The organism is Litorisediminicola beolgyonensis, from assembly GCF_042679605.1.
GTDB classification, from domain to species: domain Bacteria; phylum Pseudomonadota; class Alphaproteobacteria; order Rhodobacterales; family Rhodobacteraceae; genus Litorisediminicola; species Litorisediminicola beolgyonensis.
Genome location: NZ_JBHTMU010000028.1, coordinates 35,758 through 57,381, shown reverse-complemented (window position 1 = coordinate 57,381; position 21,624 = coordinate 35,758). Strand labels below are relative to the sequence as shown.

At 65.7% G+C, this 21,624-nt stretch carries 27 protein-coding genes, 1 tRNA gene and 1 riboswitch; of the genes, 22 read left to right on the top strand and 6 right to left on the bottom strand.

The annotated features are described in order from the left end of the window. The first annotated feature begins 336 nt into the window (after nt 1–336). From ACFQ4E_RS14670 to ACFQ4E_RS14650, 5 genes are all read left to right on the top strand, one after another. A complete protein-coding gene (locus tag ACFQ4E_RS14670) occupies nt 337–633 on the top strand; it encodes a hypothetical protein (RefSeq protein WP_386804827.1) in 297 nt (98 codons plus the stop codon). Between the two features lie 113 nt (nt 634–746). Then, nucleotides 747–1,139 (top strand): DUF2177 family protein, encoded by a 393-nt coding sequence (locus ACFQ4E_RS14665; RefSeq protein WP_386804825.1) that lies wholly within the window; start codon nt 747–749, stop codon nt 1,137–1,139. A gap of 420 nt (nt 1,140–1,559) precedes the next feature. Beyond that, nucleotides 1,560–2,168 (top strand): outer membrane protein, encoded by a 609-nt coding sequence (locus ACFQ4E_RS14660; RefSeq protein ID WP_386804824.1) that lies wholly within the window; start codon nt 1,560–1,562, stop codon nt 2,166–2,168. A gap of 251 nt (nt 2,169–2,419) precedes the next feature. Continuing rightward, nucleotides 2,420–2,758, top strand: coding sequence for a hypothetical protein (locus ACFQ4E_RS14655; protein WP_386804822.1), 339 nt, complete (start codon nt 2,420–2,422; stop codon nt 2,756–2,758). 85 nt (nt 2,759–2,843) lie between these two features. Continuing rightward, nucleotides 2,844–3,635 carry an inositol monophosphatase family protein gene (locus ACFQ4E_RS14650; protein WP_386804820.1) on the top strand — a complete coding sequence of 264 codons (792 nt, stop codon included), beginning with the start codon at nt 2,844–2,846 and terminating at the stop codon, nt 3,633–3,635. Nucleotides 3,636–3,637: 2 nt separating this feature from the next. Here the strand turns inward: ACFQ4E_RS14650 and ACFQ4E_RS14645 are convergent, their stop codons facing one another. After that, a complete protein-coding gene (locus tag ACFQ4E_RS14645) occupies nt 3,638–4,006 on the bottom strand; it encodes a GFA family protein (protein ID WP_386804818.1) in 369 nt (122 codons plus the stop codon). Then, nucleotides 4,003–4,746 (bottom strand): rhomboid family intramembrane serine protease, encoded by a 744-nt coding sequence (locus ACFQ4E_RS14640; RefSeq protein ID WP_386804816.1) that lies wholly within the window; start codon nt 4,744–4,746, stop codon nt 4,003–4,005. The genes ACFQ4E_RS14645 and ACFQ4E_RS14640 overlap by 4 nt, the downstream gene beginning before the upstream one ends. Nucleotides 4,747–5,009: 263 nt before the next feature. On the opposite strand from ACFQ4E_RS14640, the gene ACFQ4E_RS14635 reads away from it, so the two are divergent. The 4 genes from ACFQ4E_RS14635 (at nt 5,010) to ACFQ4E_RS14620 (ending at nt 7,078) form a co-directional block, all read left to right on the top strand. Then, entirely contained in the window at nt 5,010–5,486 is a 477-nt protein-coding gene (locus tag ACFQ4E_RS14635) for an Lrp/AsnC family transcriptional regulator (protein ID WP_386804814.1), read from the top strand. A 32-nt stretch (nt 5,487–5,518) separates the two neighbouring features. Beyond that, nucleotides 5,519–6,055: a tetratricopeptide repeat protein gene (locus ACFQ4E_RS14630; RefSeq protein ID WP_386804812.1), complete on the top strand. Its 537-nt coding sequence runs from the start codon at nt 5,519–5,521 to the stop codon at nt 6,053–6,055. Between the two features lie 46 nt (nt 6,056–6,101). Continuing rightward, nucleotides 6,102–6,185 (top strand) — tRNA-Leu (locus tag ACFQ4E_RS14625). A 32-nt stretch (nt 6,186–6,217) separates the two neighbouring features. Beyond that, nucleotides 6,218–7,078: a BadF/BadG/BcrA/BcrD ATPase family protein gene (locus ACFQ4E_RS14620; protein WP_386804810.1), complete on the top strand. Its 861-nt coding sequence runs from the start codon at nt 6,218–6,220 to the stop codon at nt 7,076–7,078. 4 nt (nt 7,079–7,082) lie between these two features. Here the strand turns inward: ACFQ4E_RS14620 and irrA are convergent, their stop codons facing one another. Next, nucleotides 7,083–7,502 carry an iron response transcriptional regulator IrrA gene (gene irrA, locus ACFQ4E_RS14615; RefSeq protein ID WP_386804808.1) on the bottom strand — a complete coding sequence of 140 codons (420 nt, stop codon included), beginning with the start codon at nt 7,500–7,502 and terminating at the stop codon, nt 7,083–7,085. Between the two features lie 180 nt (nt 7,503–7,682). On the opposite strand from irrA, the gene fabA reads away from it, so the two are divergent. The 5 genes from fabA (at nt 7,683) to ACFQ4E_RS14590 (ending at nt 11,418) form a co-directional block, all read left to right on the top strand. Then, a complete protein-coding gene (fabA, locus tag ACFQ4E_RS14610; RefSeq protein WP_386804807.1) occupies nt 7,683–8,192 on the top strand; it encodes a bifunctional 3-hydroxydecanoyl-ACP dehydratase/trans-2-decenoyl-ACP isomerase in 510 nt (169 codons plus the stop codon). Between the two features lie 120 nt (nt 8,193–8,312). Next, a complete protein-coding gene (fabB, locus tag ACFQ4E_RS14605; protein ID WP_386804806.1) occupies nt 8,313–9,542 on the top strand; it encodes a beta-ketoacyl-ACP synthase I in 1,230 nt (409 codons plus the stop codon). Nucleotides 9,543–9,563: 21 nt separating this feature from the next. Continuing rightward, the gene (locus tag ACFQ4E_RS14600; protein ID WP_386804805.1) at nt 9,564–10,355 is read left to right on the top strand and encodes an enoyl-ACP reductase FabI; all 792 of its coding nucleotides are present in this window, start codon (nt 9,564–9,566) and stop codon (nt 10,353–10,355) included. A 13-nt stretch (nt 10,356–10,368) separates the two neighbouring features. Next, on the top strand, nt 10,369–10,692 hold the full coding sequence (locus ACFQ4E_RS14595; protein ID WP_386804803.1) for a hypothetical protein: 324 nt from the start codon (nt 10,369–10,371) through the stop codon (nt 10,690–10,692). Nucleotides 10,693–10,743: 51 nt separating this feature from the next. Further along, a complete protein-coding gene (locus tag ACFQ4E_RS14590) occupies nt 10,744–11,418 on the top strand; it encodes an FAD-binding oxidoreductase (protein ID WP_386804801.1) in 675 nt (224 codons plus the stop codon). Between the two features lie 90 nt (nt 11,419–11,508). Here ACFQ4E_RS14590 and ACFQ4E_RS14585 read toward each other — a convergent pair whose 3' ends face one another. Continuing rightward, entirely contained in the window at nt 11,509–12,378 is an 870-nt protein-coding gene (locus ACFQ4E_RS14585) for a hypothetical protein (protein ID WP_386804799.1), read from the bottom strand. 113 nt (nt 12,379–12,491) lie between these two features. On the opposite strand from ACFQ4E_RS14585, the gene miaB reads away from it, so the two are divergent. The 8 genes from miaB (at nt 12,492) to metK (ending at nt 20,437) form a co-directional block, all read left to right on the top strand. Next, nucleotides 12,492–13,805, top strand: a complete 1,314-nt coding sequence (miaB, locus tag ACFQ4E_RS14580; RefSeq protein WP_386804798.1) for a tRNA (N6-isopentenyl adenosine(37)-C2)-methylthiotransferase MiaB — start codon at nt 12,492–12,494, stop codon at nt 13,803–13,805. 223 nt (nt 13,806–14,028) lie between these two features. After that, the gene (locus tag ACFQ4E_RS14575) at nt 14,029–14,640 is read left to right on the top strand and encodes an OmpA family protein (protein ID WP_386804796.1); all 612 of its coding nucleotides are present in this window, start codon (nt 14,029–14,031) and stop codon (nt 14,638–14,640) included. Between the two features lie 11 nt (nt 14,641–14,651). After that, nucleotides 14,652–14,975: a hypothetical protein gene (locus ACFQ4E_RS14570; RefSeq protein ID WP_386804794.1), complete on the top strand. Its 324-nt coding sequence runs from the start codon at nt 14,652–14,654 to the stop codon at nt 14,973–14,975. Between the two features lie 146 nt (nt 14,976–15,121). Beyond that, the gene (locus ACFQ4E_RS14565; RefSeq protein WP_386804792.1) at nt 15,122–16,102 is read left to right on the top strand and encodes a PhoH family protein; all 981 of its coding nucleotides are present in this window, start codon (nt 15,122–15,124) and stop codon (nt 16,100–16,102) included. Between the two features lie 7 nt (nt 16,103–16,109). Further along, on the top strand, nt 16,110–16,613 hold the full coding sequence (ybeY, locus tag ACFQ4E_RS14560; protein ID WP_386804790.1) for an rRNA maturation RNase YbeY: 504 nt from the start codon (nt 16,110–16,112) through the stop codon (nt 16,611–16,613). 118 nt (nt 16,614–16,731) lie between these two features. Then, a complete protein-coding gene (locus tag ACFQ4E_RS14555) occupies nt 16,732–17,676 on the top strand; it encodes a hemolysin family protein (protein WP_386804788.1) in 945 nt (314 codons plus the stop codon). Continuing rightward, entirely contained in the window at nt 17,669–19,162 is a 1,494-nt protein-coding gene (gene lnt, locus ACFQ4E_RS14550) for an apolipoprotein N-acyltransferase (protein ID WP_386804786.1), read from the top strand. Before ACFQ4E_RS14555 ends, lnt begins: the two co-directional genes overlap by 8 nt. Nucleotides 19,163–19,201: 39 nt before the next feature. Next, nucleotides 19,202–19,251, top strand: a riboswitch (SAM-SAH riboswitch). A gap of 7 nt (nt 19,252–19,258) precedes the next feature. Beyond that, entirely contained in the window at nt 19,259–20,437 is a 1,179-nt protein-coding gene (gene metK, locus ACFQ4E_RS14545) for a methionine adenosyltransferase (protein ID WP_386804784.1), read from the top strand. A gap of 40 nt (nt 20,438–20,477) precedes the next feature. Here metK and ACFQ4E_RS14540 read toward each other — a convergent pair whose 3' ends face one another. Both ACFQ4E_RS14540 and ACFQ4E_RS14535 read right to left on the bottom strand, forming a co-directional pair. Continuing rightward, a complete protein-coding gene (locus ACFQ4E_RS14540) occupies nt 20,478–21,095 on the bottom strand; it encodes an NUDIX hydrolase (protein ID WP_386804829.1) in 618 nt (205 codons plus the stop codon). A 118-nt stretch (nt 21,096–21,213) separates the two neighbouring features. Further along, a complete protein-coding gene (locus ACFQ4E_RS14535) occupies nt 21,214–21,615 on the bottom strand; it encodes a DUF983 domain-containing protein (RefSeq protein ID WP_386804782.1) in 402 nt (133 codons plus the stop codon). Between the last annotated feature and the right edge of the window lie 9 nt (nt 21,616–21,624).

Here is a 21,624-nt window from a genome sequence, read left to right as displayed (position 1 = left end):
TGCACTGCCGGGCAGCGATGCGAGATCATGTTCGGCAGGCTCAAGGACTGGCGGCGGGTGGCCACGCGATACGACAGATGCCCCAAGGTCTTCCTCTCGGCCATCGCTCTCGCCGCTATCGTCATCTACTGGCTATGAGTCCTGAGCCTAGGATCATGATGGAGGCCTGCTCGAAATAACTCCTTATGTTTGGCGATATTCACCAACTTCTTGTTCCATGGAAAATAGTAAGCTCGACGCCCCTGTGACCCGCGTCACTGCGCCGCGCTCTCCGATCCCCTACACCTGTCCTTACCGAAGACGTTTCCCTCAACGCCTTAGCCAAGGACTTTTCCAATGACCAAGCTCTTTCTCTCCGCGCTCGCTGCCGTCACGCTCTCCTCAAACGCGATGGCGGCAACGGGCGCCCCGGGACCGGTTCACGGTCTCGCCGCACCGGCCGTGGTGATGCCTGTCCCCGCATCGCCACGGCTGGCGCTCCGGTTCGCTCTGGCGCTGGAGCGGGCCGAGGAAGCCAGCGAGGCCGATCCGCGCTCCGCGATCCGCACCGAAATCCGTGCCCTGCGCGCCGTCGAGGCCTCGGAAGGCGAGGCGGTTGCCCGGGCGACCGGCTCGGCCCTGCGGCGGCAGTGATGCAAGCCTCGTAATCGCGGGCCCGGCGATCACGGGCCCGTGCACTCGGCGGAGGCGGCGGGAACACCCGCCGCTTTGACACGTTCGGTGTCGAACCAATCTCGGGGCCGACCATGATCCTCTATCTCATCACAGCCGTGATCTTCCTCGTGGTCGACGCGATCATGCTCACCTTCGTGATGAAGCCGCTCTTCACCAAGCATCTGGGCGACGCGATGCGCGACAGCCCGATGATGGCACCGGCGGGGCTCTTCTACCTGGCCTATGTCGCGGGGCTGGTCTTCCTGATCTCGCACCCGGCGCTGCGCGATGGCGAGCCGGGACGGGCGCTTCTCCACGGGGCGATCCTGGGGGCGATGGCTTATGGCACCTACGAGTTCACCTCGATGTCGATCATGAAGAACTGGTCCTGGCAGATGGTGATCTCCGACACGCTCTGGGGCGCGGTGCTGACGGGCGTCTCGGCCTGGGCGGGCGTTCTGATCGTGTCGCGCTTCACCGGCTGATCTGCGCGCCAGAGGCCGCCCGGCGGGAGAGCGTCTGTTCCCTGCCTGATCCGCTGGACCAGCTATCGAGAGAAAATCGACGAGTTCCCCAGAGCTTACGCGCCTCTTGCGCATATTTTTGCTGACGAATTCCTGGCCGTTCCTGTCAAGGGGCGGCCCTTTGTCATTGCGCTCCAGGCGCCGTTTTTCCGCATTACAGGCCCTCAAACGCCAGTTTCGGCGAGGGTTTGCAGGGAAAACCACCGGCAGTCGGCCATCTCTCGCCGGTTCCGTCCTTTTTCGGGAAATCCGCGCCGCGTTGCAGCAAGGACGCCACGAAGGCGTGACCGGTTCGGGGTGGAACGGAGGGCCGGTGATGCGCATTTCCCTCTGGAAGCCGGCGTACTGTCCGGCGCTAACAACGCACGAAAGGAGAGCTCGATGAAACGCACTCTCGCACTCGCCGCCCTCTTGGGCACCACCGCAACCGTTCCGGCCATGGCAGGCAACATCGAAGCGGGTCTCGAAGATCCGGCACCGATGGCCCCGGTCGCGATCGAAGCCCCCGCACCCGTCCGCGACTGGACCGGCTTCTCGACCGGTCTGCAGCTCGGCTACGGCAATGTCGAAACCGACGGCGACGCCGAGATCGACGGCGACGGCATGCTCTACGGTGCACGCGCTTATTACGACTACGATTTCGGCAACTACGTCCTCGGTGGCGGCCTGCAGTATGATGGCGCCGATATCGAGCTTGGCGATGGTGCCGCAAATATCGACGGCGTGTTCCGCGCTGGCGTCCGTGGCGGTGCCGATCTCGGCAACACCTTCCTCTATGGTACCGGCGGCTACGCGAAGGCCATGGTCGAAGAGGACGACATCGGCGACGCGGACGGCTACTTCGCCGGTCTCGGTGTCGAGACCTACGTGACCGACAACGTCACCATCGGCTCCGAGCTGCTGTATCACAAGTTCGACGAGTTTGATGAGGCCGACGGCATCGAGGCAGACGCCACGACGGCCAACGTCTCGGTCAACTACCGCTTCTAAAGCGATCTTCCGTCGGAACTTTGAAGGCACGAGTTCCGTTACGGTTCCAAGTGTAGGCGCCCTGTGGGCTGGATGCTCTTCCCTCGCATCCGTCCACGGGGCGTTTCGCGTCTGGCGTCTGAGTCCTTTGCGCCACGTTTCCGAAATGGAAACAGCTCGTTTCCGGCCGAAGCTTTTGACGCAAGCGCCTGTTACTGTCAGGGTTTTCTCCCAGAAACCGGCGCGCCATGCGCGGTATTCGGGGGCATGATATGCGACTTCTGACATTTTCGGGCGCCGTCGCGCTGGCGCTGACCGCCGGTCCGGCACTGGCATGGGACGACAGCTACAAGGGCGACGCGACCCATAATCCCAACTCGAACGTGCTCATGCATTCGGTTCCGAATGTCGAGAACAACTGCCCCGCCGGTCAGCAACCGGTGATGATGGGCGGCGTCATCTGCTGCGGCGAACCCAATGCGGGCCCGTATGTGAACCGCGCCGGTGGCACCAAGCGCTACGCCGCGAAGGCCCATCGCCACAGCTACGCGCCCGTGGGCGAGAAGGGCGTTTACGCCCCGATCGGCGAGAAGGGCGTGATCTACCGCTAAACCCGCTCGACCCGGCCCCTTGGCTTCCCCGCCGAGGGGGTCTATACGCGCGCCCTGACGAAGCCGACTAGACCCCGGGGGCAGGATGCAGGGCAGCGCCAATCTCAACATCATGCTCAAGGCGGCGCGCAAGGCGGGCCGCTCTTTGGTCAAGGATTTCCGCGAGGTCGAGAACCTCCAGGTGTCGATGAAAGGCGCGGGCGACTTCGTCAGCCGCGCCGATCTCGCGGCGGAAAAGATCCTGCGCGAAGAGCTTCTGGGCGCGCGCCCGACCTATGGCTGGCTGGCCGAGGAAGGCGGCGAGATCGCGGGCGAGGACCCGACCCGCCGCTGGATCGTCGATCCGCTCGACGGCACCACCAACTTCCTGCACGGCCTGCCGCATTGGGCGGTGTCCATCGCGCTCGAGCACAAGGGCAAGATCGTCTCGGGCGTGGTCTACGACGCCGCCAAGGACGAGATGTTCTACGCCGAGAAGGGCTCGGGCGCCTGGCTCAACGACAACAAGCGCCTGCGCGTGTCCGGCCGCAACCGGATGATCGAGGCGGTTTTCGCGACCGGCGTTCCCTTCGCCGCCAAGCACACGCTGCCCGCGACGTTGAAGGATCTCGCCAAGCTGATGCCGATCTGTGCCGGTGTCCGGCGCTTCGGCTCGGCGGCGCTCGATCTCGCCTACGTGGCCGCTGGCCGCTACGACGGCTACTGGGAGCGCGAGCTCAACATCTGGGACACCGCCGCCGGGTCGTTGATCGCGCTCGAGGCGGGCGCGCTGGTCTCGGCCGTGCGCGAAGAGCAGGACCCGCTCGAGGCGGGCACGATCCTCTGCGCCAACGGCCATCTCTACGACCAGCTCGCGCGGACCATCCGCGAGGTTTGAGCCTAGCTGTCCGAGGGATGATTGACCCCGTCCGCCCAGCGGATCGGTTCGTGGTCTCTCGGATTGACGCCTTCGATCGCGCCCATGTTCACGCCGAACTGGCTCGGGTCCGAGCGGCGGCGGTGATACATGTAGATGCCGCAGACCGAGCAGAAATGGTGCTTGGCCGTCTTCGTGCCGAACTCGTAGAGCGTCAGGCTGTCCGCGCCGCGCACCACCTGCAGATCGGCGAGCTTGACGCTGACCGCGGGCGCTCCCCTCCGCCGACAATAAGAACAGTCGCAGCGGCGCGCGGTCTCGAGGCCGTCGACCAGCGTCACGCGCAGTTCGACGGCGCCGCAATGGCAAGTGAGTGTGACGGGATCGGTCATTTTCTCGGTACCTTCGGGACGTCCGTACTGCCGGACCAGAACTCCCCCTCGGGATGCGGGGGGTGGCCGTCGGTGATGCGCCAGTAGCGGGGACCGCCGCGCGAAATCCAGAGCGGAATGGCCAGCACGAGACCGACGACGAAGCCGCCGATATGCGCCCAGTAGGCCGTGCCGCCGATATCGGCCGGCGTCGACCAGCTGCCCCAGAGCTGGAGGCCGAACCAGAAGATCAGCATCGCCCAGGCCGGCAGGTTCAGCCGCTTGAAGATGATGACGATGATGACGATCACGTCGATCCGCGCGCGCGGAAACATCAGGAGATAGGCGCCCATCACGCCCGCCACGGCACCCGAGGCGCCGACCATCGGGATCGTCGAGAAGGGCGCGGCCATGTATTGCAGCAGCGCAGCTCCGAGCCCCGAGGCGAAATAGAGGAAGGTGAAGCCCACCGGCCCCATCTCGTGCTCGATATTGTCGCCGAAGATGAACAGGAACAGCATGTTGCCGACGAGATGCATGATGCCGCCATGCAGGAACATGTGGGTGAAGAAGCCCAGGGCCGAGTGGCCATTGGTGATGTTGCGCGGCACGAGCGCGTAATCGAGCCAGAAGTTCATAAGCCCGTCGCCGCTGTAGAGCCGCTCGAAATAGAGCAGGAAGGCTCCGATATTCGCGGCGATCAGCAGGTAGGTGACGTAGGGCGTCGAGCCCGAGGGATTATGATCTCGTATTGGAAACATGGTCCGAGCGTGACGCAATTCCTGATTTGGTCAAGTGAATTGACCCATGTGGGCCCTGATGCGGCGCCGAGCGTGGCTGGCCTTGCGCAAGCGACGGCGGGCCGGGGCAGGCCGAGCGCCTCCGGCTTCGGCAAACGCGGCGCAAGCGCTTCTTTCCGTGGCATCCGGCGGGCTTTTGGCATAGGCTCGCTGTCAGGTTAACGCTGTTTTTCCCGTTCAGATCTTGGTTTCCAATCATTTGACCCGAAACTCGGAGAGTTTTCGTGAAAGACGACAATTTCGATCTCGACACGTTCGACACCTCGATCCTCGACACCCTCGAGCAGGAGGGGCGGATCTCCATCACCGAACTGTCCCGGCGCATCGGGCTGTCGAAATCCCCCACGCAGGCCCGGCTGAAGCGGCTCGAAGAAGCGGGCGTGATCCGGGGCTATCGCGCAATCCTCGATCCGGTCCGCCTCGGGCTCGACCACGTGGCCTTCGTGGAGGTGCGCCTCAGCGATACGCGCGAAGCGGCGCTGGCGGAGTTCAACGCGGCGGTGGCCAAGGTCGACGAGGTCGAACAGGCTCACCTCATCGCCGGGAGTTTCGACTACCTGCTCAAGGTCAGAACGTCCGACATGCGCAGCTACCGCCGGGTGCTGGCAGAGCGGATCTCCCAGCTGCCGCATATCTCCAACACCTCCACCTATGTCGCGATGCAGGCGGTGAAGGAGGATGGGCTCGCAGACGTGACTTGACGGGAGCGGGGCGTCGGGAGGAGCATCATCGCATGATGCGCCTTTTCGCCTTGCTACTCGTGCCGCTCCCCGCTTTTGCGGAGTGTCCCGCAGCGCCCGATCATTCCGAGGCCTTCGACGCGCTTCTTGCCCGCGTGCAGGACGCGCCAACCGAGATGGCCGCGCGGGCGGTGACGGGCGAGATGTGGGCACTTTGGCGCGATGCGCCGGACGAGGCCGCGCAGTCGCTTCTCGACGAGGGGATTCGTGCGAGAGAGAGCTACAACTACCTGCGCGCGCTGGAGCTTTTCGACCGGCTTGTCGATTACTGCCCGGACTATGCCGAGGGCTACAACCAGCGCGCCTTCGTCAGTTTCCTGCGCGAGGATTTCGCCGCCGCGCTGCCCGATCTCGATGCCACGCTCGACCTCGCGCCGCGTCATGTCGCGGCGCTGGCCGGAAAGGCGCTGACGCTAATCGGGCTTGGCCGCGATGCGGAGGGCCAGCGCGTGTTGCGCGAGGCGCTAAATCTGAATCCGTGGCTTTCGGAGCGCTATCTTCTCCGAGAACCGCCCGGCGAGAAACTGTGATCTTTCCACGCCGCGCGACGCGTCTATAAGCTCAGCCGAAATGCAGGCCCGCGTGGTGGAATGGTAGACACAGGGGACTTAAAATCCCCAGGCGCAAGCCGTGCCGGTTCGAGTCCGGCCGCGGGTACCAGTGCAGGGCGTCAACCGGAGGAGCGAAAGGCGATGGACAGCGCGCAGACCCTGATCGCAGTTGATGCGGGCGGCAGCACCTCGCGGTTCGTTCTTGTGACGGGCGAGGGCCGGATCGAGCATCGCGGCACCGGCGCGAACGTGTTCACCGATTTCGACGCCGCGCTCGAAGTGCTCTGGGACGGCATCCATGCGCTGGGCTCCCGCGCGCGCCGCAAGCTCTCCGAAGTGCCGGCCTATCTTGCGCTCGCAGGCGTGATCGACGCCGAAGTGGGCCAGCGCGTCGCGCGCGCGCTGCCGCTGATGCGGTGCCGGGTCGAAGAGGATTGGCGCGCCTCGGTCGTGGGTGCGCTCGGCAGCGCCGATGGCGCGGTGATCAATATCGGCACCGGCTCGTTCCTCGCGCGGCAAGAGGGCGGTCGCCTTCAGGCGCTGGGCGGGCATGGTCTCATTCTCGGGGACGAGGCCTCGGGCGCTTGGCTTGGCCGCTCCTACCTCACCCGCGCGCTGCACGCGGCCGAGGGGCTCGGACCGATGACGCCGGCGCTCGACGGCCTTCTGGCGGCGAAGGGCGGCATGAGCGGGATCGTGGGCTTCGCAAGCCGCGCGCGCCCGTCGGATTTCGCCGAGATCGCACCCCAGGTCGTGACCGCCGCCCAGAACGGCGACGCGGTGGCGCAGGCGCTGATCGAAGAGGGTGCGGCCTATCTCGACCGTGCGCTGGGCGCGCTCGGCTGGCGCGGGCATGAGCCGATCTGTCTTCAGGGCGGTCTGTCCGAGGCCTATGCCGAGGCGCTGTCCGAGCCGGTGCGCGCTGCACTCATACCGCCACGCGGAAGCGCGCTGGACGGAGCGGTCACATTGGCGGAGCGGTTCGCGGAAGAGGCGGCCTGAGCGCTCAGGGCGCGCGGCGCAGACGGATCACCACATCGACCGACGCGATCTCGGCACCGTCGGGCACCGACGGAAGCCGCGCGATTTCCAACTGGTCGGCGGGCGCGTCGGTGAGCGTGCCGTCATCCTCCCAGAAGAAATGCGGATGGTCGTGGGTGTTGGTGTCGAAATAGCTCTTCGTGCCGTCGACGGTGACTTCCTGCATCAGCCCCGCATCGCAGAAGGCGCGGAGCGTGTTGTAGACGGTCGCAAGCGACACCTTCTCGCCGCGCGCCTCGGCCGCGGCAAAGAGGCTTTCGGCGGTCACATGGCGGTTCTTGCCGTCGCCGACCAGAAGCTCGGCCAGCGCAAGGCGTTGGCGCGTCGGTCGCAGATCGGCCTGGCTCAGCCACTCCCGTCCCCGCTTCTGTGCGTCGCTCTGCATGCGTCCGTGCCGTCCTCTGGATCTCGAAACCACCCGATATATAGCGGTCGGACCGGGAGAATTTCAAATGAAAAGCCTATGACACGTCAAAAGCCGCGGAAATGGGCAGGCTTGCATGCGCGTTACGCGCTCTGATAGAGCGGTCGGCCAAGGGAAGGCAACCAAAAGGGCAGGCAGCCAATGGCCGAGTATCCGACCAGCTTCGACAAGGACGATCTCCTGAAATGCGCCCGGGGCGAGCTGTTCGGGCCGGGCAACGCCCAGCTTCCGGCGCCGCCGATGTTGATGATGGACCGCATCACCGACATCTCGGGCGATGGCGGGCCGCATGGCAAGGGCCACGTCGTTGCCGAGTTCGACATCACCCCAGACCTGTGGTTCTTCGAGTGCCATTTCCCCGGCAACCCGATCATGCCCGGCTGTCTGGGTCTCGACGGGCTCTGGCAGCTCACCGGCTTCAACCTCGGCTGGCGCGGCTGGCCGGGACGCGGCTACGCGCTCGGTGTGGGCGAGGTGAAGCTCACCGGCATGGTCCGGCCCGACCGCAAGAAGCTGACCTATTACGTCGATTTCACGAAGGCCGTGCAGACGCGCCGCCTGACGATGGGTGTCGCCGACGGCCGGGTCGAGGCCGATGGCGAAACCATCTATCTCGTCAAGGACATGAAGGTGGCCCTCAGCGAAAGCTGATCCGCGAGACGCAGGGCGCGAGCGAAGAGGCCAGCCGGAGACCCGGCATCGGCCATCGTTTGCTTGCGCCTCCCGGCAGCACTGGCCTACACAGATTCCGCATAAAGACTGGGAGAGAGCATGCGCCGCGTCGTCGTTACAGGGTTGGGGATCGTCTCCAGCATCGGCAACACTGCCGAAGAGGTCCTCGCCTCGCTCAAGGCCGGCAAATCCGGCATCACCGCGAACGAGGACATGAAGGAGCACGGCTTCCGAAGCCAGATCGCCGGCAACGTGAAGCTCGACGTCTCCGAGCATGTCGACAAGCGCACTTTGCGGTTCATGGGGCCGGGCGCGGCCTATGCGCATATCGCGATGAGCCAGGCCATCGCAGATGCCGGTCTGGAAGAGAGCGACATCTCCAACCCGCGCACCGGTCTTGTGGCGGGTTCGGGCGGGCCCTCGACCAGTGCCATGTTCGCGGCACATCAGACGGTGCTGAACAGCGGCGCCCCTAAGCGCATCGGCCCCTTCGCGGTGCCGAAATGCATGTCCTCGACGATCTCGGCCAATCTCTCGACCGCGTTCAAGATTAAGGGCATCAACTACTCGATCACCTCGGCCTGCTCGACCTCGCTGCATTGCATCGGCAACGCTGCCGAGCAGATCATGATGGGCAAGCAGGACCTGATGTTCGCGGGCGGCGGCGAGGAACTGGACTGGACGCTGTCCTGCCTCTTCGACGCGATGGGCGCGATGTCGTCGAAGTATAACGACACGCCGGAGCGTGCCTCGCGCGCCTTCGACGCGAACCGCGACGGGTTCGTCATCGGCGGCGGCGGCGGCATCGTGGTGCTCGAGGAACTGGAGCACGCGAAGGCCCGCGGCGCCAAGATCTATGCCGAGGTCACCGGCTACGGGGCCACGTCGGACGGCCACGACATGGTCGCGCCCTCGGGCGAGGGCGGCGAGCGCGCCATGCGGCTGGCGCTTCAGACGCTGCCCGAAGGCCGCAGCGTCGGCTATATCAACGCGCACGGCACCTCGACGCCTGTGGGCGATGTCGGAGAGATCGAGGCGGTGCGCCGCGTCTTCGGCGATGGCAGCACGCCTCCGGTCAGCTCGACCAAGTCGATGACGGGCCACAGCCAGGGCGCAACCGGCGCACAGGAGGCGATCTACTGCCTTCTCATGCTCGAGCACGACTTCATCACGCCCTCGATCAATGTCGAGACCCTCGACCCGGCGCTGAAGCCCGAGGAGATCGCGACCGAGCTGGTCGAGAACGCTGGGCTCGACACGGTCATGACCAACTCCTTCGGCTTCGGAGGCACGAACGGATCGATGCTTCTGAGCAAGTTCAAAGACTGATCACGGGACGGGACGGCGGATATGAGCGGAGTTCTCGACGGAAAACGCGGTCTGGTGATGGGCGTCGCCAACGAACGCTCGATTGCCTGGGGTATCGCCAAGGCGATGGCCGGGGCCGGGGCCGAGCTGGCCTTCACCTACCAGGGCGAGGCCTTCGGGTCGCGGCTGAAGCCCCTGGCGGAAAGCGTCGGCTCGGATTTCATGGTCGACGTGGATGTCACCGACGATGCGTCGCTCGATGCGGCCTTCGCGGCGCTCGGCGAGCGCTGGGACAGTCTCGATTTTCTCGTCCACGCCATCGCCTTTTCCGACAAGTCGGAGCTGACGGGGCGGTTCCTCAACACGAGCCGGGCGAACTTCAAGGCGTCGCTCGACATCTCCTGCTACAGCTTCATCGAGGTCGCCCGGCGCGCCCATCCGCTGATGGTCGAGAAGGGCGGGACGCTCCTGACGCTGACCTATCAGGGCTCGAACAAGGTCGTGCCGAATTACAACGTGATGGGCGTGGCCAAGGCGGCGCTGGAAAGCGCGACGCGCTACCTCGCCAACGATCTGGGACCCGAGGGCATCCGCGTGAACGCGATCTCGCCCGGACCGATGAAGACCCTGGCCGGGGCGGCCATCGGTGGCGCGCGCAAGACCTACAAGCACACCGACATGAACGCGCCCCTGCGCGCCAATGCGACGCTCGACGCGGTCGGCGGCACGGCGGTCTGGCTGGCCTCGGATGCGGGCGCCTGCACGACCGGCGAGGTTATCCATGTCGATGGCGGCTTCCACGTCCTCGGCATGCCGCAATACGACAATCTCTGAGGAGGCGAGCGCGATGCGTCTGACGATCCCGGTCCTGGCAATCCTGTCCCTGTCACTCGCGGCCTGTGGCGATGCACCCCAGAGCACGGCTCCGACCGGTGGCGCGATGCCGGTTATGCAGGACGTGCCGGGCCTCACCCCGGGCATGACCCGGGAGGAGGCGGCGGCGGCCATGGGCGGCGAGGCCGGATTCGAGAACGACATCATGCAGGCCGGGCTGACCTGCGTGTCCTATCTGACCGGCGCGACCTACGCGCATGGCATCTTCCGGGACGGAACCCTCGAGCGGGCGAGCGGCGGGCATATGATGCCCTGCACCTTCGATCCGTCGATCTGAGGAACCCGCCGCATCAGGGGGCGTTGGATCGGCAACAGAAGGAGCCGATTCATGTCCCACAAGCTGACCCTGACCTCGATCACGCCCGTCACCCACGACACCTACCATCTCGTCTTCGACCGGCCGGACGGCTTCGACTTCGCACCCGGCCAGGCCGTCGACCTGGCGCTCGACCGCGACGAGTGGCGCGACGAGAAGCGTCCCTTCACCTTCACCTCGCTGCCCGAAGACGACATGCTCGAGTTCGTGATCAAGTCCTACCCGTCGCATGACGGGGTGACCGAGCAGATCGCGAAGATGAAGCCGGGCGACAAGGCGGTGATCGACGATCCCTGGGGCGCCATCGCCGACAAGGGCGCGGGCTGGTTCATCGCGGGCGGGGCCGGGATCACGCCGTTCATCGCGATCCTGAAGAAGCGGCTCAAAGAAAACGGGACGCTCGAAGGCTCGACGCTGATCTTCTCCAACATGACCGAGAAGGACATCATCCTGCGCGACACGTTCGAGCGGATGCCGGGGCTCAAATGCGTGTTCACGGTGACAGACGAGCCGAGCTCGCCGCTTTGCATGGGCATGATCGGCAAGGAAATGCTGGCGCAGCATGTCACGCCGGGCGCGGGCAAGTGCTATGTCTGCGGGCCGGACAAGATGATCGAGGACATCTCGGGCGCACTGAAAGAGATCGGCGTCGAGGATGGCGACATCGTCACCGAAGAGTTCGACTGAGGGGCCCGGGCGAGGCGGATTTCGAACCGAAATCCGCGCGAAATCCGGTCCGGATTTCGTTCGGCCTCCGTCCCGGAGGCCGCCGCCCGCTCAGAACCACTGACCAGGCTCCATCAGCCCCAGGTCCAGAAGCTGCCGCGAATGCCATTCGAACGGCGCCGAGTTGTACCACTGGAAGCTTCCGATATCGAAGGCCGAGCCGGGGTTGCGCTTCAGCGCCTTGGCGGTTCGGAAGCTGACGATCGCGGATGTCAGGTTGTTGTGCCAGGGGCAGGCATAGGTGTTGTATTCTTCGTCCGAGAATGTGTGGTCCGACCTCAGCATCAGGTTCGGCTTCGCCTTGAAGAGCGCGATGCGGTCGATCTTGCGCCGATCGGCGGGCACGTGCTCTTCGTAGCGCCAGCGCAGCCCGCCGAAGAAATCGAGCTGCCGTTCCTTCGGATGGTTGTGATTCGCGGCGTCCTGCCGGGCCAGGGCGTAATATCCCGACCGATCGAGAAACGCCTCGTCGAGCGACACGGCCGTCGGATTGCGCGCAAGATCGGCGGCGTAGAGATCGATCACATAGGTGAGCATCGCGTCGCGGCGCTCTTCGGTGTGAAAGGCCAGCATCTCTTCCACGGTCCGCGTCTCGCAGAACGGGTGAAACAGGTATTCGGCGTTGTAGCAGTAATAAAGCCAGACGCCCGGTGCCGCAGGGATGATCGCGTTGACCGCGCTCTGTGCCGCGTCCTCGGCGGCGGTGTCGTAATCCACCCGGTGCACGAAACCGTCGAGATCGGGCGGCAGCGCGAACACGGTAGGCATGAAGGTCACGACCGCGGCAAAGCCCAGCTGCTGATGGTGCCGGATCGTGGTGTCGATCTCGACCTCGTCCTCGATGAAGATCAGCGCCACCGGCCCGCGGGCCAGCGCGTCCTTGCCGGTCGAGAGAAAGCTGTCCAGAGAGTCGTAGCGCATGGCGCCCCATTCTGCCGTTCCGCGGTTCAGAATTCGTGAAAGCGGGGGTCATTGCAAGCCGGGCCTCGGATGCGATATGCCCCGGCCTCGACCCCGTTGCCGGAGCGCCAGAGATGACCCAGCCGAAAAAGCTCTTCATCAAGACCTATGGCTGTCAGATGAACGTCTATGACAGCGAGCGCATGTCCGAAGCGCTGGGCGGCGAGGGCTATGTCACCACGGATCGTCCCGACGATGCGGACATGATCCTGCTGAACACCTGCCACATCCGTGAACGCGCCGCCGAAAAGGTCTATTCCGAGCTCGGTCGCTACAAGAGCCTCAAGGCCGAGAAACCCGACCTCAAGATCGGCGTTGCGGGCTGCGTCGCCCAGGCCGAGGGCGAAGAGATCATGCGGCGCCAGCCGATGGTCGATCTCGTGGTCGGACCGCAGAGCTACCATCGCCTGCCCGAACTTGCCGCGCGGGCCGGGGCAGGGGCCAAGGCGCTCGACACGGAATTTCCGGAAGAGGACAAGTTCGCCCATCTCGCCGCGCGCCCCAAGGCCGCGCGCGGGCCGACGGCGTTTCTGACCGTGCAGGAGGGCTGCGACAAGTTCTGTGCCTTCTGCGTCGTGCCCTATACGCGCGGGGCCGAAGTGTCGCGCCCGGCGGACCGCGTGATCGCCGAGGCGCACGATCTGGTCAAGCGCGGCGTGCGCGAGATCACGCTTCTCGGTCAGAACGTCAACGCCTATCACGGGCACGAGGGCGGACTCGCGGGCCTGATCCACGCGCTGGCCGAGATCGACGGGCTTCTGCGCATCCGCTTCACGACCTCGCATCCGAACGACATGGACGACGCGCTCATCGCGGCACATGGCGAATGCGAGAAACTCATGCCCTACCTGCACCTGCCGGTGCAGGCGGGCTCCGACCGGATCCTGAAGCGGATGAACCGCCAGCACACCGCCGAGGAGTACGTCCGCTTGATCGAGCGGCTCCGCGCCGCGCGTCCCGACCTGCATCTCTCCGGCGATTTCATCGTGGGCTTTCCCGAGGAGACCGAAGAGGACTTCCAGGCGACCCTCGATCTGATCGACGAGGTCCGCTACGGCTCGGCCTTCTCCTTCAAGTACTCGACCCGCCCGGGCACGCCTGCCGCAGAGCGCGATCAGCTGTCCGAAGAGGTGAAGGACGAGCGTCTCCAGCGGCTTCAGGCCCTTCTTGTCAAGCACCAGCGCGCCGCGCAGGACGCGATGGTCGGGCGCGAGGTCGGCGTATTGTTCGAAAAACCGGGACGGTTCGCGGGGCAGATGGTGGGCAAGTCCGACCATCTCCATGCCGTGCATGTCGCCGCGGACGGTATCGCTCCGGGAGATCTGAGGCGCGTCCGCATCGTGGAAAGCGGTCCGAACTCGCTGATGGGCGAGCTCGTGACGCTCTGAGCGTCTATGCGCCGTCCCGAGAGGGGGCCGCTGATCGACCTCATTCGACCCTTGGTGCCCGCCGGTCACGGCTCGTGATTGTTTCCCCGGCCGCTACAATATCTTGTGGTTTTCGCTTCACAGAAAAAAATTTGTTGATACTCTGGCGACTATTAAGCGTTTGAACGGTCGTGCGCGCCTGCGCGCTGCCGAAACGGGCGCAGTCAACGGTATCGGAAGGGACATGGCTGTGGGGAGCTACATCTACGGGACGGGCCGCCTGGCCGCCGCGCTGACCGCGCTGGCGATGAGTGTGACAGCGGCGCCAGCCTTTGCCGACACGGAGAGCCTGGGCGCTCCCGTGATCTCGACCCAGAACACGCGAACCGTCGTGGTGGGCGAGCAATATATTCCCGGCATCTGGGTCGATCCCGATGGCTGCGAGCACTGGGTCATGGATGACGGTGTCGAGGGCTACATGAGCCCCCACGTGAACCGCAAAGGCATCCCGGTCTGCCGCCGCGGCAATGTCTGCGGCGTGATGAACACCGACCAGTTCTTCGCCACCGACCGCTACGCGATCTCTCCGGGCGGCAAGCAGCGCCTGGCCGAGTTCTTCAGCTCCGCCTCGGCCACGGCCTTCGTGATCGCGGGCCATACCGACAGCCGGGCCTCCGACGAATACAACATGAAGCTCAGCTACAACCGCGCCAACGCGGTCGCCAAGGTGGGCCGCTCGGTCGGCGCCAATATCGTCGACATCCGCGGCTACGGCGAGCGGATGCCCGCGGCGTCGAACGCCACGACCGAGGGCATGGCGAAGAACCGCCGCGTCGAAATCATCTGTATCCGTTGAGGAGCGTGGCCATGACCATCACAAAACTTTCGCTTCTCGGGCTGGCCGCCTTTGCACTGGCCGGATGCGAACTGGGCGAGGGCTTCGGCGCCTACGGCCCCGACAAGTCCATCGACCGCGGCATCGATTCCAAGGATCTCAGCCAGCTCAAGGCCGGTATCTGGATCGATCCGAACGGCTGCGACCACTGGATCATCGACGACGGCGTCGAAGGCTACCTGTCGCAGCGGCTCGACAAATACGGCAAGCCGGTCTGTTCGGGCGCCGCGCCACCGACCTCGACGGTGGGGGATTTCAAGGGCGGCTCCACGTCCATCATCGGAGACCCGCTCTGACCGCCGCAGGTTCATCAAGATGTCACCGGGCCGTGCATGGTTTTTCCCATGCGCGGCCTTTTTCATTGCGCCTGAGCCGTCCCGCGCTTGCCCTTACCCGGCTGGCTTGGGACAATATCGACAGACTCGCAGACCCGGAGACCTGAGTGAACGCTGCCACCCTGACAGAAGCCAGCATCGAATTCCCAGACAACCGCCTTTTGATCGAGCTTTGTGGTGAGTTCGACCGCAACCTGACCGATATCGAAAGCCGCCTTGGCGTGCAGATCCTGCGCCGCGGCAACTACCTGTCGGTGCATGGCGAGCCCGCCGCGCAGACCGAGGCCATCGAGGTCCTGAGATCGCTCTACAACCGGCTCGAGCAGGGCCGCCCCGTGGGCCACGGCGATATCGACCGCGAGTTCCGCATGGGCACCGAGGGCGGGAGCCCGGCCGACCAGCTCGAGATGTTCGGCGGCGGCAAGGTCGAGATCAAGACGCGCAAGAAGCTGATCGAGCCGCGAACCGAGGCGCAGAAGGCCTATGTCCGGTCGCTCTACGAGAACGAGCTGGCCTTCGGCATCGGCCCCGCGGGCACCGGCAAGACCTATCTCGCCGTCGCGGTGGGGGTGAATCTCTTCATCACCGGCGCGGTCGACAAGATCATCCTGTCGCGCCCCGCGGTCGAGGCGGGCGAGCGCCTGGGCTTTCTGCCTGGCGACATGAAGGAGAAGATCGACCCCTACATGCAGCCGCTCTACGACGCGCTGAACGACTTCCTCCCCGGCAAGCAGCTTGCCCGGATGATGGAGGAAAAGACGGTCGAGATCGCGCCCCTGGCCTTCATGCGCGGTCGCACGCTGTCGAACGCCTTCGTGGTACTCGACGAGGCGCAGAACGCCACCTCGATGCAGATGAAGATGTTCCTGACGCGCCTCGGCGAAGGGTCGCGTATGGTAATCACCGGTGACCGAAGCCAGATCGACCTGCCGCGCGGCGTGCAGTCGGGCCTGAAGGATGCCGAGCGGCTCCTGACCGGGATCCCCAAGATCAGCTTCAACTACTTCACCGCGAAAGACGTGGTGCGCCATCCGCTCGTCGCCGCGATCATCGAGGCCTATGACCGCGACAGCCCCCAGCCGGGCTGAGCGCGCGATGCTGACCGAGACGGTTCTGGAGGGCCCCGACTGGGAGGGGACCGGTCTGGCCGAGATCGCCGAGCGCGCCGCGCAGGCGGCTCTCCGGGGCGCGGGGGTCGACCCCGAGGGCTACGAGATCGCAGTCCTTGGCTGCTCGGATGCCCGCATCGCGACCCTCAACGCGGAGTTCCGCAAGAAGCCGCGTCCCACCAACGTGCTGAGTTGGCCCGCCTGGGATCTCGCGCCCGAGCAGCCCGGCGCGGCGCCGGATCTGCCGCCACCGGCAGACGAGGACGAGGCCTTGGGCGATATTGCGCTGGCCTTCGGGGTCTGCACCGCCGAGGCACTGGCCGCGGGCCTCAGTTTCGACGATCATGTCACCCATCTGGTCGTTCACGGAACCTTGCATCTTTTGGGCTATGATCACGAAACCGACGCCGACGCCCTTCGGATGGAGGCGTTGGAGACCAAGATCCTGGCCGGTCTCGGAATCGCCGACCCCTATGCGCAGGAGCCGTGACATGGCCGCAACCGGAGCATCGGCCTTGCGGCCCGGGGCTCTTGGCAAACGCGCATGAGAGACCACATACTTCCCGCAGGGCTTGGCCCTGCTGCCACAGAAGGACAGACAGAGGATAATGGGCGACACAGACGGCTCGTCTAACGCTGCGCAGAGCGCGCAAGACACGGACAGGACCGAAGCGGGCGGACAGGGATTGTTCCGCTGGATATTCGATGCGTTCTCGGGACAGGAGACTGACCAGGACGAAGAGGCGAACGGACACAGCGCTCCGGCCTCCATTCTTCGCACCCACGGCATGATCAACCTCCGCCGGATGCGCGTCGATGACGTGTCGATCCCGAAGGCCGACATCATCGCGGTGCCCGACACGATCACCAAGGACGAGCTCGTCAAGATCTTCCGCGACAGCGGTCTGACGCGGCTGCCGGTCTATACGGGCACCCTGGATACGCCCGTGGGCATGGTGCACCTGAAGGACTTCGCGCTCATGCACGGGTTCAACGGCTCGGGCACGCGCTTCAATCTCAAGAAGATGCTGCGCCCGCTCGTCTTTGTCCCGCCCTCGATGCCCATTGGCGTTCTCCTGACGAAGATGCAGTCCGAACGCCGTCACATGGCTCTGGTCATCGACGAATATGGCGGGGTCGACGGTCTGGTGACGATCGAAGACCTGATCGAACAGGTGATCGGCCAGATCGAGGACGAACACGACACCGACGAGGACAAGACCTTCCGGCTGGAAAAGACCGGCTGCTACATCGCGCAGGCCAAGACCTCGCTCGACGAGTTCGAGGCCGAGATCGGTCTGCAGCTCACCGAAAGCGACGATATCGACGCCGAGGAGATCGACACCCTGGGTGGTCTCGTCTTCGCGCTCGCCGGGCACGTCCCGGCGCGGGGCGAGATGGTTCCGCATCCGGCGGGGGTCGAGTTCGAGGTGATCGACGCCGATCCGCGCCGCATCAAGCGGCTGCGGGTGCGGTTGCCCGGAACCGCGGGCACCGCCGCGGCGGCCAATATCCGAACCGCGAGCGGAGGCGCCGCTGCAGGCAGTGGCTGAGACCAGCGGCCTGCGCCGCAAGCGCAGCGCCCTCGCGCGGCCCGCTCTGGCCCTCGGGCTGGGCGGGCTTTTCGCATTGGGGCAGGCGCCCTGGTCGCTGTGGTATGTCGCGCTCCCGGCGCTCGTTCTGGGCGTCGCCCTGATCTCGGGCGCACGCAGGCCGCGCGTCGCGGGATGGAGCGGCTGGACCTTCGGCGTCGGCTATTTCGCGGTCTCGCTCAACTGGATCACCGAACCGTTCCAGGTCGATGCGGCGGTGACCGGGTGGATGGCGCCCTTCGCGCTTGTCCTGATCGCGGCGGGGCTGGCGCTCTTCTGGGCGCTGCCGGCCTGGGCATCAGCCCGGATCGGTCAGCGCTGGGCATTGGTCCCGCTCTGGACGCTGGCAGAGCTGGCGCGCGCCTATATCCTCACCGGCTTTCCGTGGGGTCTTCTCGGCTATTTCTGGACCGAGACGCCGGTCGCGCAATGGAGCGCCTGGATCGGCCCGCACGGGCTGGTGCTTCTGACCCTGACGACGGCGATGCTGGCCGCGCGTGCCGTGACCCTCCGCCGCCCGCTCCCCGCCCTCGCGGCGCTCGCGCTCCTTGCCGGGCTCTGGGGCGGCGGTGCGGCGCGGATCGGAGCGATGGACGAGGGCGCGGGACCCATCGTGCGGCTCGTGCAGCCCAACGCACCGCAGGCGGAGAAGTGGAAACGCGACCGCATTCCGGTCTTCTTCGAGCGGCTCGTCTTCTACACCGGGCTTGAGCCTCGGCCGGACCTGATCGTCACCCCCGAAACCGTGCTTCCGATGATGCTCGACAACGCGGGCGAGGCGCTTGCCATCCTGCACGAGGAAGGCGGCTCGGTCCCGATGGTGATCGGCGTTCAGCGCGTCGAGGAGGGCCGCTACTACAATTCCGCGATCTACATGAACGCGGACGGTGCCGTCAGCCAGACCTATGACAAGCACCACCTCGTGCCGTTCGGAGAATACATGCCCGCGGCCTGGGCCTTCCGGCATGTCGGCATAGGCGGGCTCGCGCAGCGGGCCGAGTATGGCTATTCGGCGGGTCCGGGACCCCAGCTCATGGATCTCGGCGCCATCGGCAAGGCGCTGCCGCTCATCTGCTACGAGGCGGTGTTCCCGCAGGATGTGCGCGGCACCGACGAGCGCCCGGCTCTCCTTTTGCAACTGACAAACGATGCCTGGTTCGGCGCGGCCTCCGGTCCGTATCAGCACCTCGCCCAAGCGCGGCTGCGCGCCATCGAGCAGGGCCTGCCGGTGCTCCGCGCCGCGAACACCGGGGTCTCGGCGGTGATCGATCCCTGGGGGCGGGTGCTCGGGTCCCTGCCGCTCGGGGCCGAGGGCGCGCTCGATCTGCCGTTGCCACCGCCCGGTCCGGTCACGCTTTATGCGCGAACGGGTGATATCCCGGTGTTTCTGTTGCTTCTGGCGCTCGCCCTTTTGGCGCTGACGGGTAGGCGCAGACATTCCGATTGACCCCGAGGGGCGGGGTGCTTAGCTGCGCCTGTAGAAAAATACCCGTCACAACGGCTTCCTGGCGTGGCGGCAATAGACCCAATGGAGCACTTCCCCATGTCGCGACAGGACTACATCTTCACCTCGGAGTCCGTGTCTGAGGGCCATCCGGACAAGGTCTGTGACCGCATCTCGGACTCGATCCTCGACGCTCTCCTGGCCGAGGACCCGCTCGCCCGCGTGGCCTGCGAGACCTTCGCGACCACCGACCGCGTCGTCATCGGCGGCGAGATCGGCCTGACCGATCAGGACAAGCTCGCGAGCTACATGGCGTCGGTCCCGGACATCGTGCGCGCCTGCATCAAGGATATCGGCTACGAGCAGGACAAGTTTCACCACGAGACCGTCGAGATCACCAACCTCCTGCACGAGCAGTCCGCGCATATCGCGCAAGGCGTGACCGGCGAGCGCGGTGACGAGGGGGCGGGCGACCAGGGCATCATGTTCGGCTACGCCACGAACGAGACCCACGCGCTGATGCCGGCGCCGATCCAGTATTCCCACGCGATCCTCCGGCGTCTGGCCGAGGTTCGCAAATCCGGCACCGAGCCGCTTTTGCGCCCCGATGCCAAGACCCAGCTTTCGGTCCGATACGAAGGCGGCAAGCCGGTGGGCGTGACGCAGATCGTGCTCTCGACCCAGCATGCCGACGAGAGCCAGAGCTCGGCGGATATCCGGGCCATCGTCGAGCCTTACGTCCGCGAGGTCCTGCCCGACGGCTGGATCACGCCCGAGACCGAATGGTGGGTCAACCCGACCGGCACCTTCGTCATCGGCGGTCCCGACGGGGATGCGGGCCTGACGGGCCGCAAGATCATCGTCGACACCTATGGCGGGGCCGCGCCGCATGGCGGCGGCGCGTTCTCGGGCAAGGACCCGACCAAGGTCGATCGCTCGGCGGCCTATGCCGCGCGTTATCTGGCGAAAAACGTAGTTGCCGCGGGGCTGGCCGAGCGCTGCCTGATCCAGGTCTCCTATGCGATCGGCGTCGCCAAGCCGCTCTCGATCTATGCCGAGACCTACGGCACGGGCGAGGTCGATGCGGCGGCCATCGAACGCGCGATCCCCAAGGTCATGGATCTCACGCCGCGCGGCATCCGGACCCATCTCGACCTGAACCGCCCGATCTATGCCCGCACCGCCGCATATGGCCATTTCGGGCGCGCGCCGGAAGAGGATGGCGGATTTTCCTGGGAACGCACCGATCTCGCCGACAAGCTGAAGGCCGAGGTCTGAGCGCAAGCCTTAGGGGCAGGATGGCGCGGCCTGGTCCGCGTCAGCCCGCCAGGGGCGAGGTGCCGCGGAGCCTCAGGAACAGGCTCTGCTCGTCGTCATTCCTGAAGAAGGGCACGGAGGCGGGCGCTTCGGTGCGGTCGAGGCTTGCGGCAATCTCTGCCAGCACGACCTCGGTGATGAAGGGCATGTCGAGCGCCCGGATCTCGCCAAGCGGCACCCAGCTAAGATGCGCCAATTCGTCGGACGCGGCCGAGAAATCATCCGGGTCCGACGCAAGATGATCGGCATCCACGAGAAAGAACCGCGCGTCGAACCGGCGCGGCCGGCCGGGCGGTGTAATCGCGCGAAACACGAAGCGCAGCGCCTCGGCCGAGGGAACATGCCCGGTTGCGGCGAATGCGGTCCAGTCGGTGGGCACGTCGCCGGACCAGTCTCCGGGAAGACCGAGAACCTGTCCGGTTTCCTCGAAAAGCTCGCGGATCGCCGCGACCGCAAGCGCCGTGCCGATGCCCTTGGGGGCGTCTTCCTCCATCCGGTCCGCGCAGGGCAGGGACAGCGGATTCGCGAGCGGTATATCCGCATCGCCGCGGTCGACCGCGCCTCCGGGGAAGACGAATTTCGATGGCATGAACGCGGCCTTGGCGCCGCGCTGGCCCATCAGGATCCGCGGCGCGGTCCGGCGGTCGCGCAGGACGATGACCGTCGCGGCGTCGCGTACCGGAACCGGCTGGACAGGATCTGAGCTCACCTCGGCCTTTCCGGGGCCGGGGCCAGCCTCATGCCGTGCCGCCGAACCCATGCATCTGTCGCGACCATTGGAAGGCCACGATCATCCCCTTCAATCGGGGCAGAAGATAGAGAGACAATCCGATGCAGCCAACCGCGAACACGGTGAAGAGCACGAGCGGCTCCGGGCGCCAGGTCTCGAAGACGATCAGGAGGAGCGGCGCCATCAGGTGCCCGACAATCAGGATCGTCAGGTAAGCGGGGCCGTCATCGGCGCGGTGGTGGTGCAGCTCTTCGCGACAGACCGGGCAGCTTTCGCGTACCTTGAGATATCCGCGCAGAAGCGGGCCAGTCCCGCAATTGGGGCATTTCCGCCGCCACCCCTTCAGGAGCGCGGGACCCGTGGCACGGTCCGCTTCGGTCGGCTTGGCTGTATCGAGGTCGGCAGACATCGGCTGGTC

Coding starts and splice junctions, on each gene's coding strand:
- ACFQ4E_RS14645 (WP_386804818.1), bottom strand. CDS start 4,006: ATGACCGATCCCGTCACACTCACTTGCCATTGCGGCGCCGTCGAACTG.
- ACFQ4E_RS14665 (WP_386804825.1), top strand. CDS start 747: ATGATCCTCTATCTCATCACAGCCGTGATCTTCCTCGTGGTCGACGCG.
- metK (WP_386804784.1), top strand. CDS start 19,259: ATGTCGCGACAGGACTACATCTTCACCTCGGAGTCCGTGTCTGAGGGC.
- fabA (WP_386804807.1), top strand. CDS start 7,683: ATGGCCGAGTATCCGACCAGCTTCGACAAGGACGATCTCCTGAAATGC.
- ACFQ4E_RS14540 (WP_386804829.1), bottom strand. CDS start 21,095: ATGGGCCAGCGCGGCGCCAAGGCCGCGTTCATGCCATCGAAATTCGTC.
- ACFQ4E_RS14555 (WP_386804788.1), top strand. CDS start 16,732: ATGGGCGACACAGACGGCTCGTCTAACGCTGCGCAGAGCGCGCAAGAC.
- irrA (WP_386804808.1), bottom strand. CDS start 7,502: ATGCAGAGCGACGCACAGAAGCGGGGACGGGAGTGGCTGAGCCAGGCC.
- ACFQ4E_RS14620 (WP_386804810.1), top strand. CDS start 6,218: ATGGACAGCGCGCAGACCCTGATCGCAGTTGATGCGGGCGGCAGCACC.
- ACFQ4E_RS14655 (WP_386804822.1), top strand. CDS start 2,420: ATGCGACTTCTGACATTTTCGGGCGCCGTCGCGCTGGCGCTGACCGCC.
- ACFQ4E_RS14595 (WP_386804803.1), top strand. CDS start 10,369: ATGCGTCTGACGATCCCGGTCCTGGCAATCCTGTCCCTGTCACTCGCG.
- ACFQ4E_RS14640 (WP_386804816.1), bottom strand. CDS start 4,746: ATGTTTCCAATACGAGATCATAATCCCTCGGGCTCGACGCCCTACGTC.
- miaB (WP_386804798.1), top strand. CDS start 12,492: ATGACCCAGCCGAAAAAGCTCTTCATCAAGACCTATGGCTGTCAGATG.
- ACFQ4E_RS14585 (WP_386804799.1), bottom strand. CDS start 12,378: ATGCGCTACGACTCTCTGGACAGCTTTCTCTCGACCGGCAAGGACGCG.
- ybeY (WP_386804790.1), top strand. CDS start 16,110: ATGCTGACCGAGACGGTTCTGGAGGGCCCCGACTGGGAGGGGACCGGT.
- ACFQ4E_RS14590 (WP_386804801.1), top strand. CDS start 10,744: ATGTCCCACAAGCTGACCCTGACCTCGATCACGCCCGTCACCCACGAC.
- ACFQ4E_RS14650 (WP_386804820.1), top strand. CDS start 2,844: ATGCAGGGCAGCGCCAATCTCAACATCATGCTCAAGGCGGCGCGCAAG.
- ACFQ4E_RS14575 (WP_386804796.1), top strand. CDS start 14,029: ATGGCTGTGGGGAGCTACATCTACGGGACGGGCCGCCTGGCCGCCGCG.
- fabB (WP_386804806.1), top strand. CDS start 8,313: ATGCGCCGCGTCGTCGTTACAGGGTTGGGGATCGTCTCCAGCATCGGC.
- ACFQ4E_RS14670 (WP_386804827.1), top strand. CDS start 337: ATGACCAAGCTCTTTCTCTCCGCGCTCGCTGCCGTCACGCTCTCCTCA.
- ACFQ4E_RS14660 (WP_386804824.1), top strand. CDS start 1,560: ATGAAACGCACTCTCGCACTCGCCGCCCTCTTGGGCACCACCGCAACC.
- ACFQ4E_RS14600 (WP_386804805.1), top strand. CDS start 9,564: ATGAGCGGAGTTCTCGACGGAAAACGCGGTCTGGTGATGGGCGTCGCC.
- ACFQ4E_RS14570 (WP_386804794.1), top strand. CDS start 14,652: ATGACCATCACAAAACTTTCGCTTCTCGGGCTGGCCGCCTTTGCACTG.
- ACFQ4E_RS14535 (WP_386804782.1), bottom strand. CDS start 21,615: ATGTCTGCCGACCTCGATACAGCCAAGCCGACCGAAGCGGACCGTGCC.
- ACFQ4E_RS14630 (WP_386804812.1), top strand. CDS start 5,519: ATGATGCGCCTTTTCGCCTTGCTACTCGTGCCGCTCCCCGCTTTTGCG.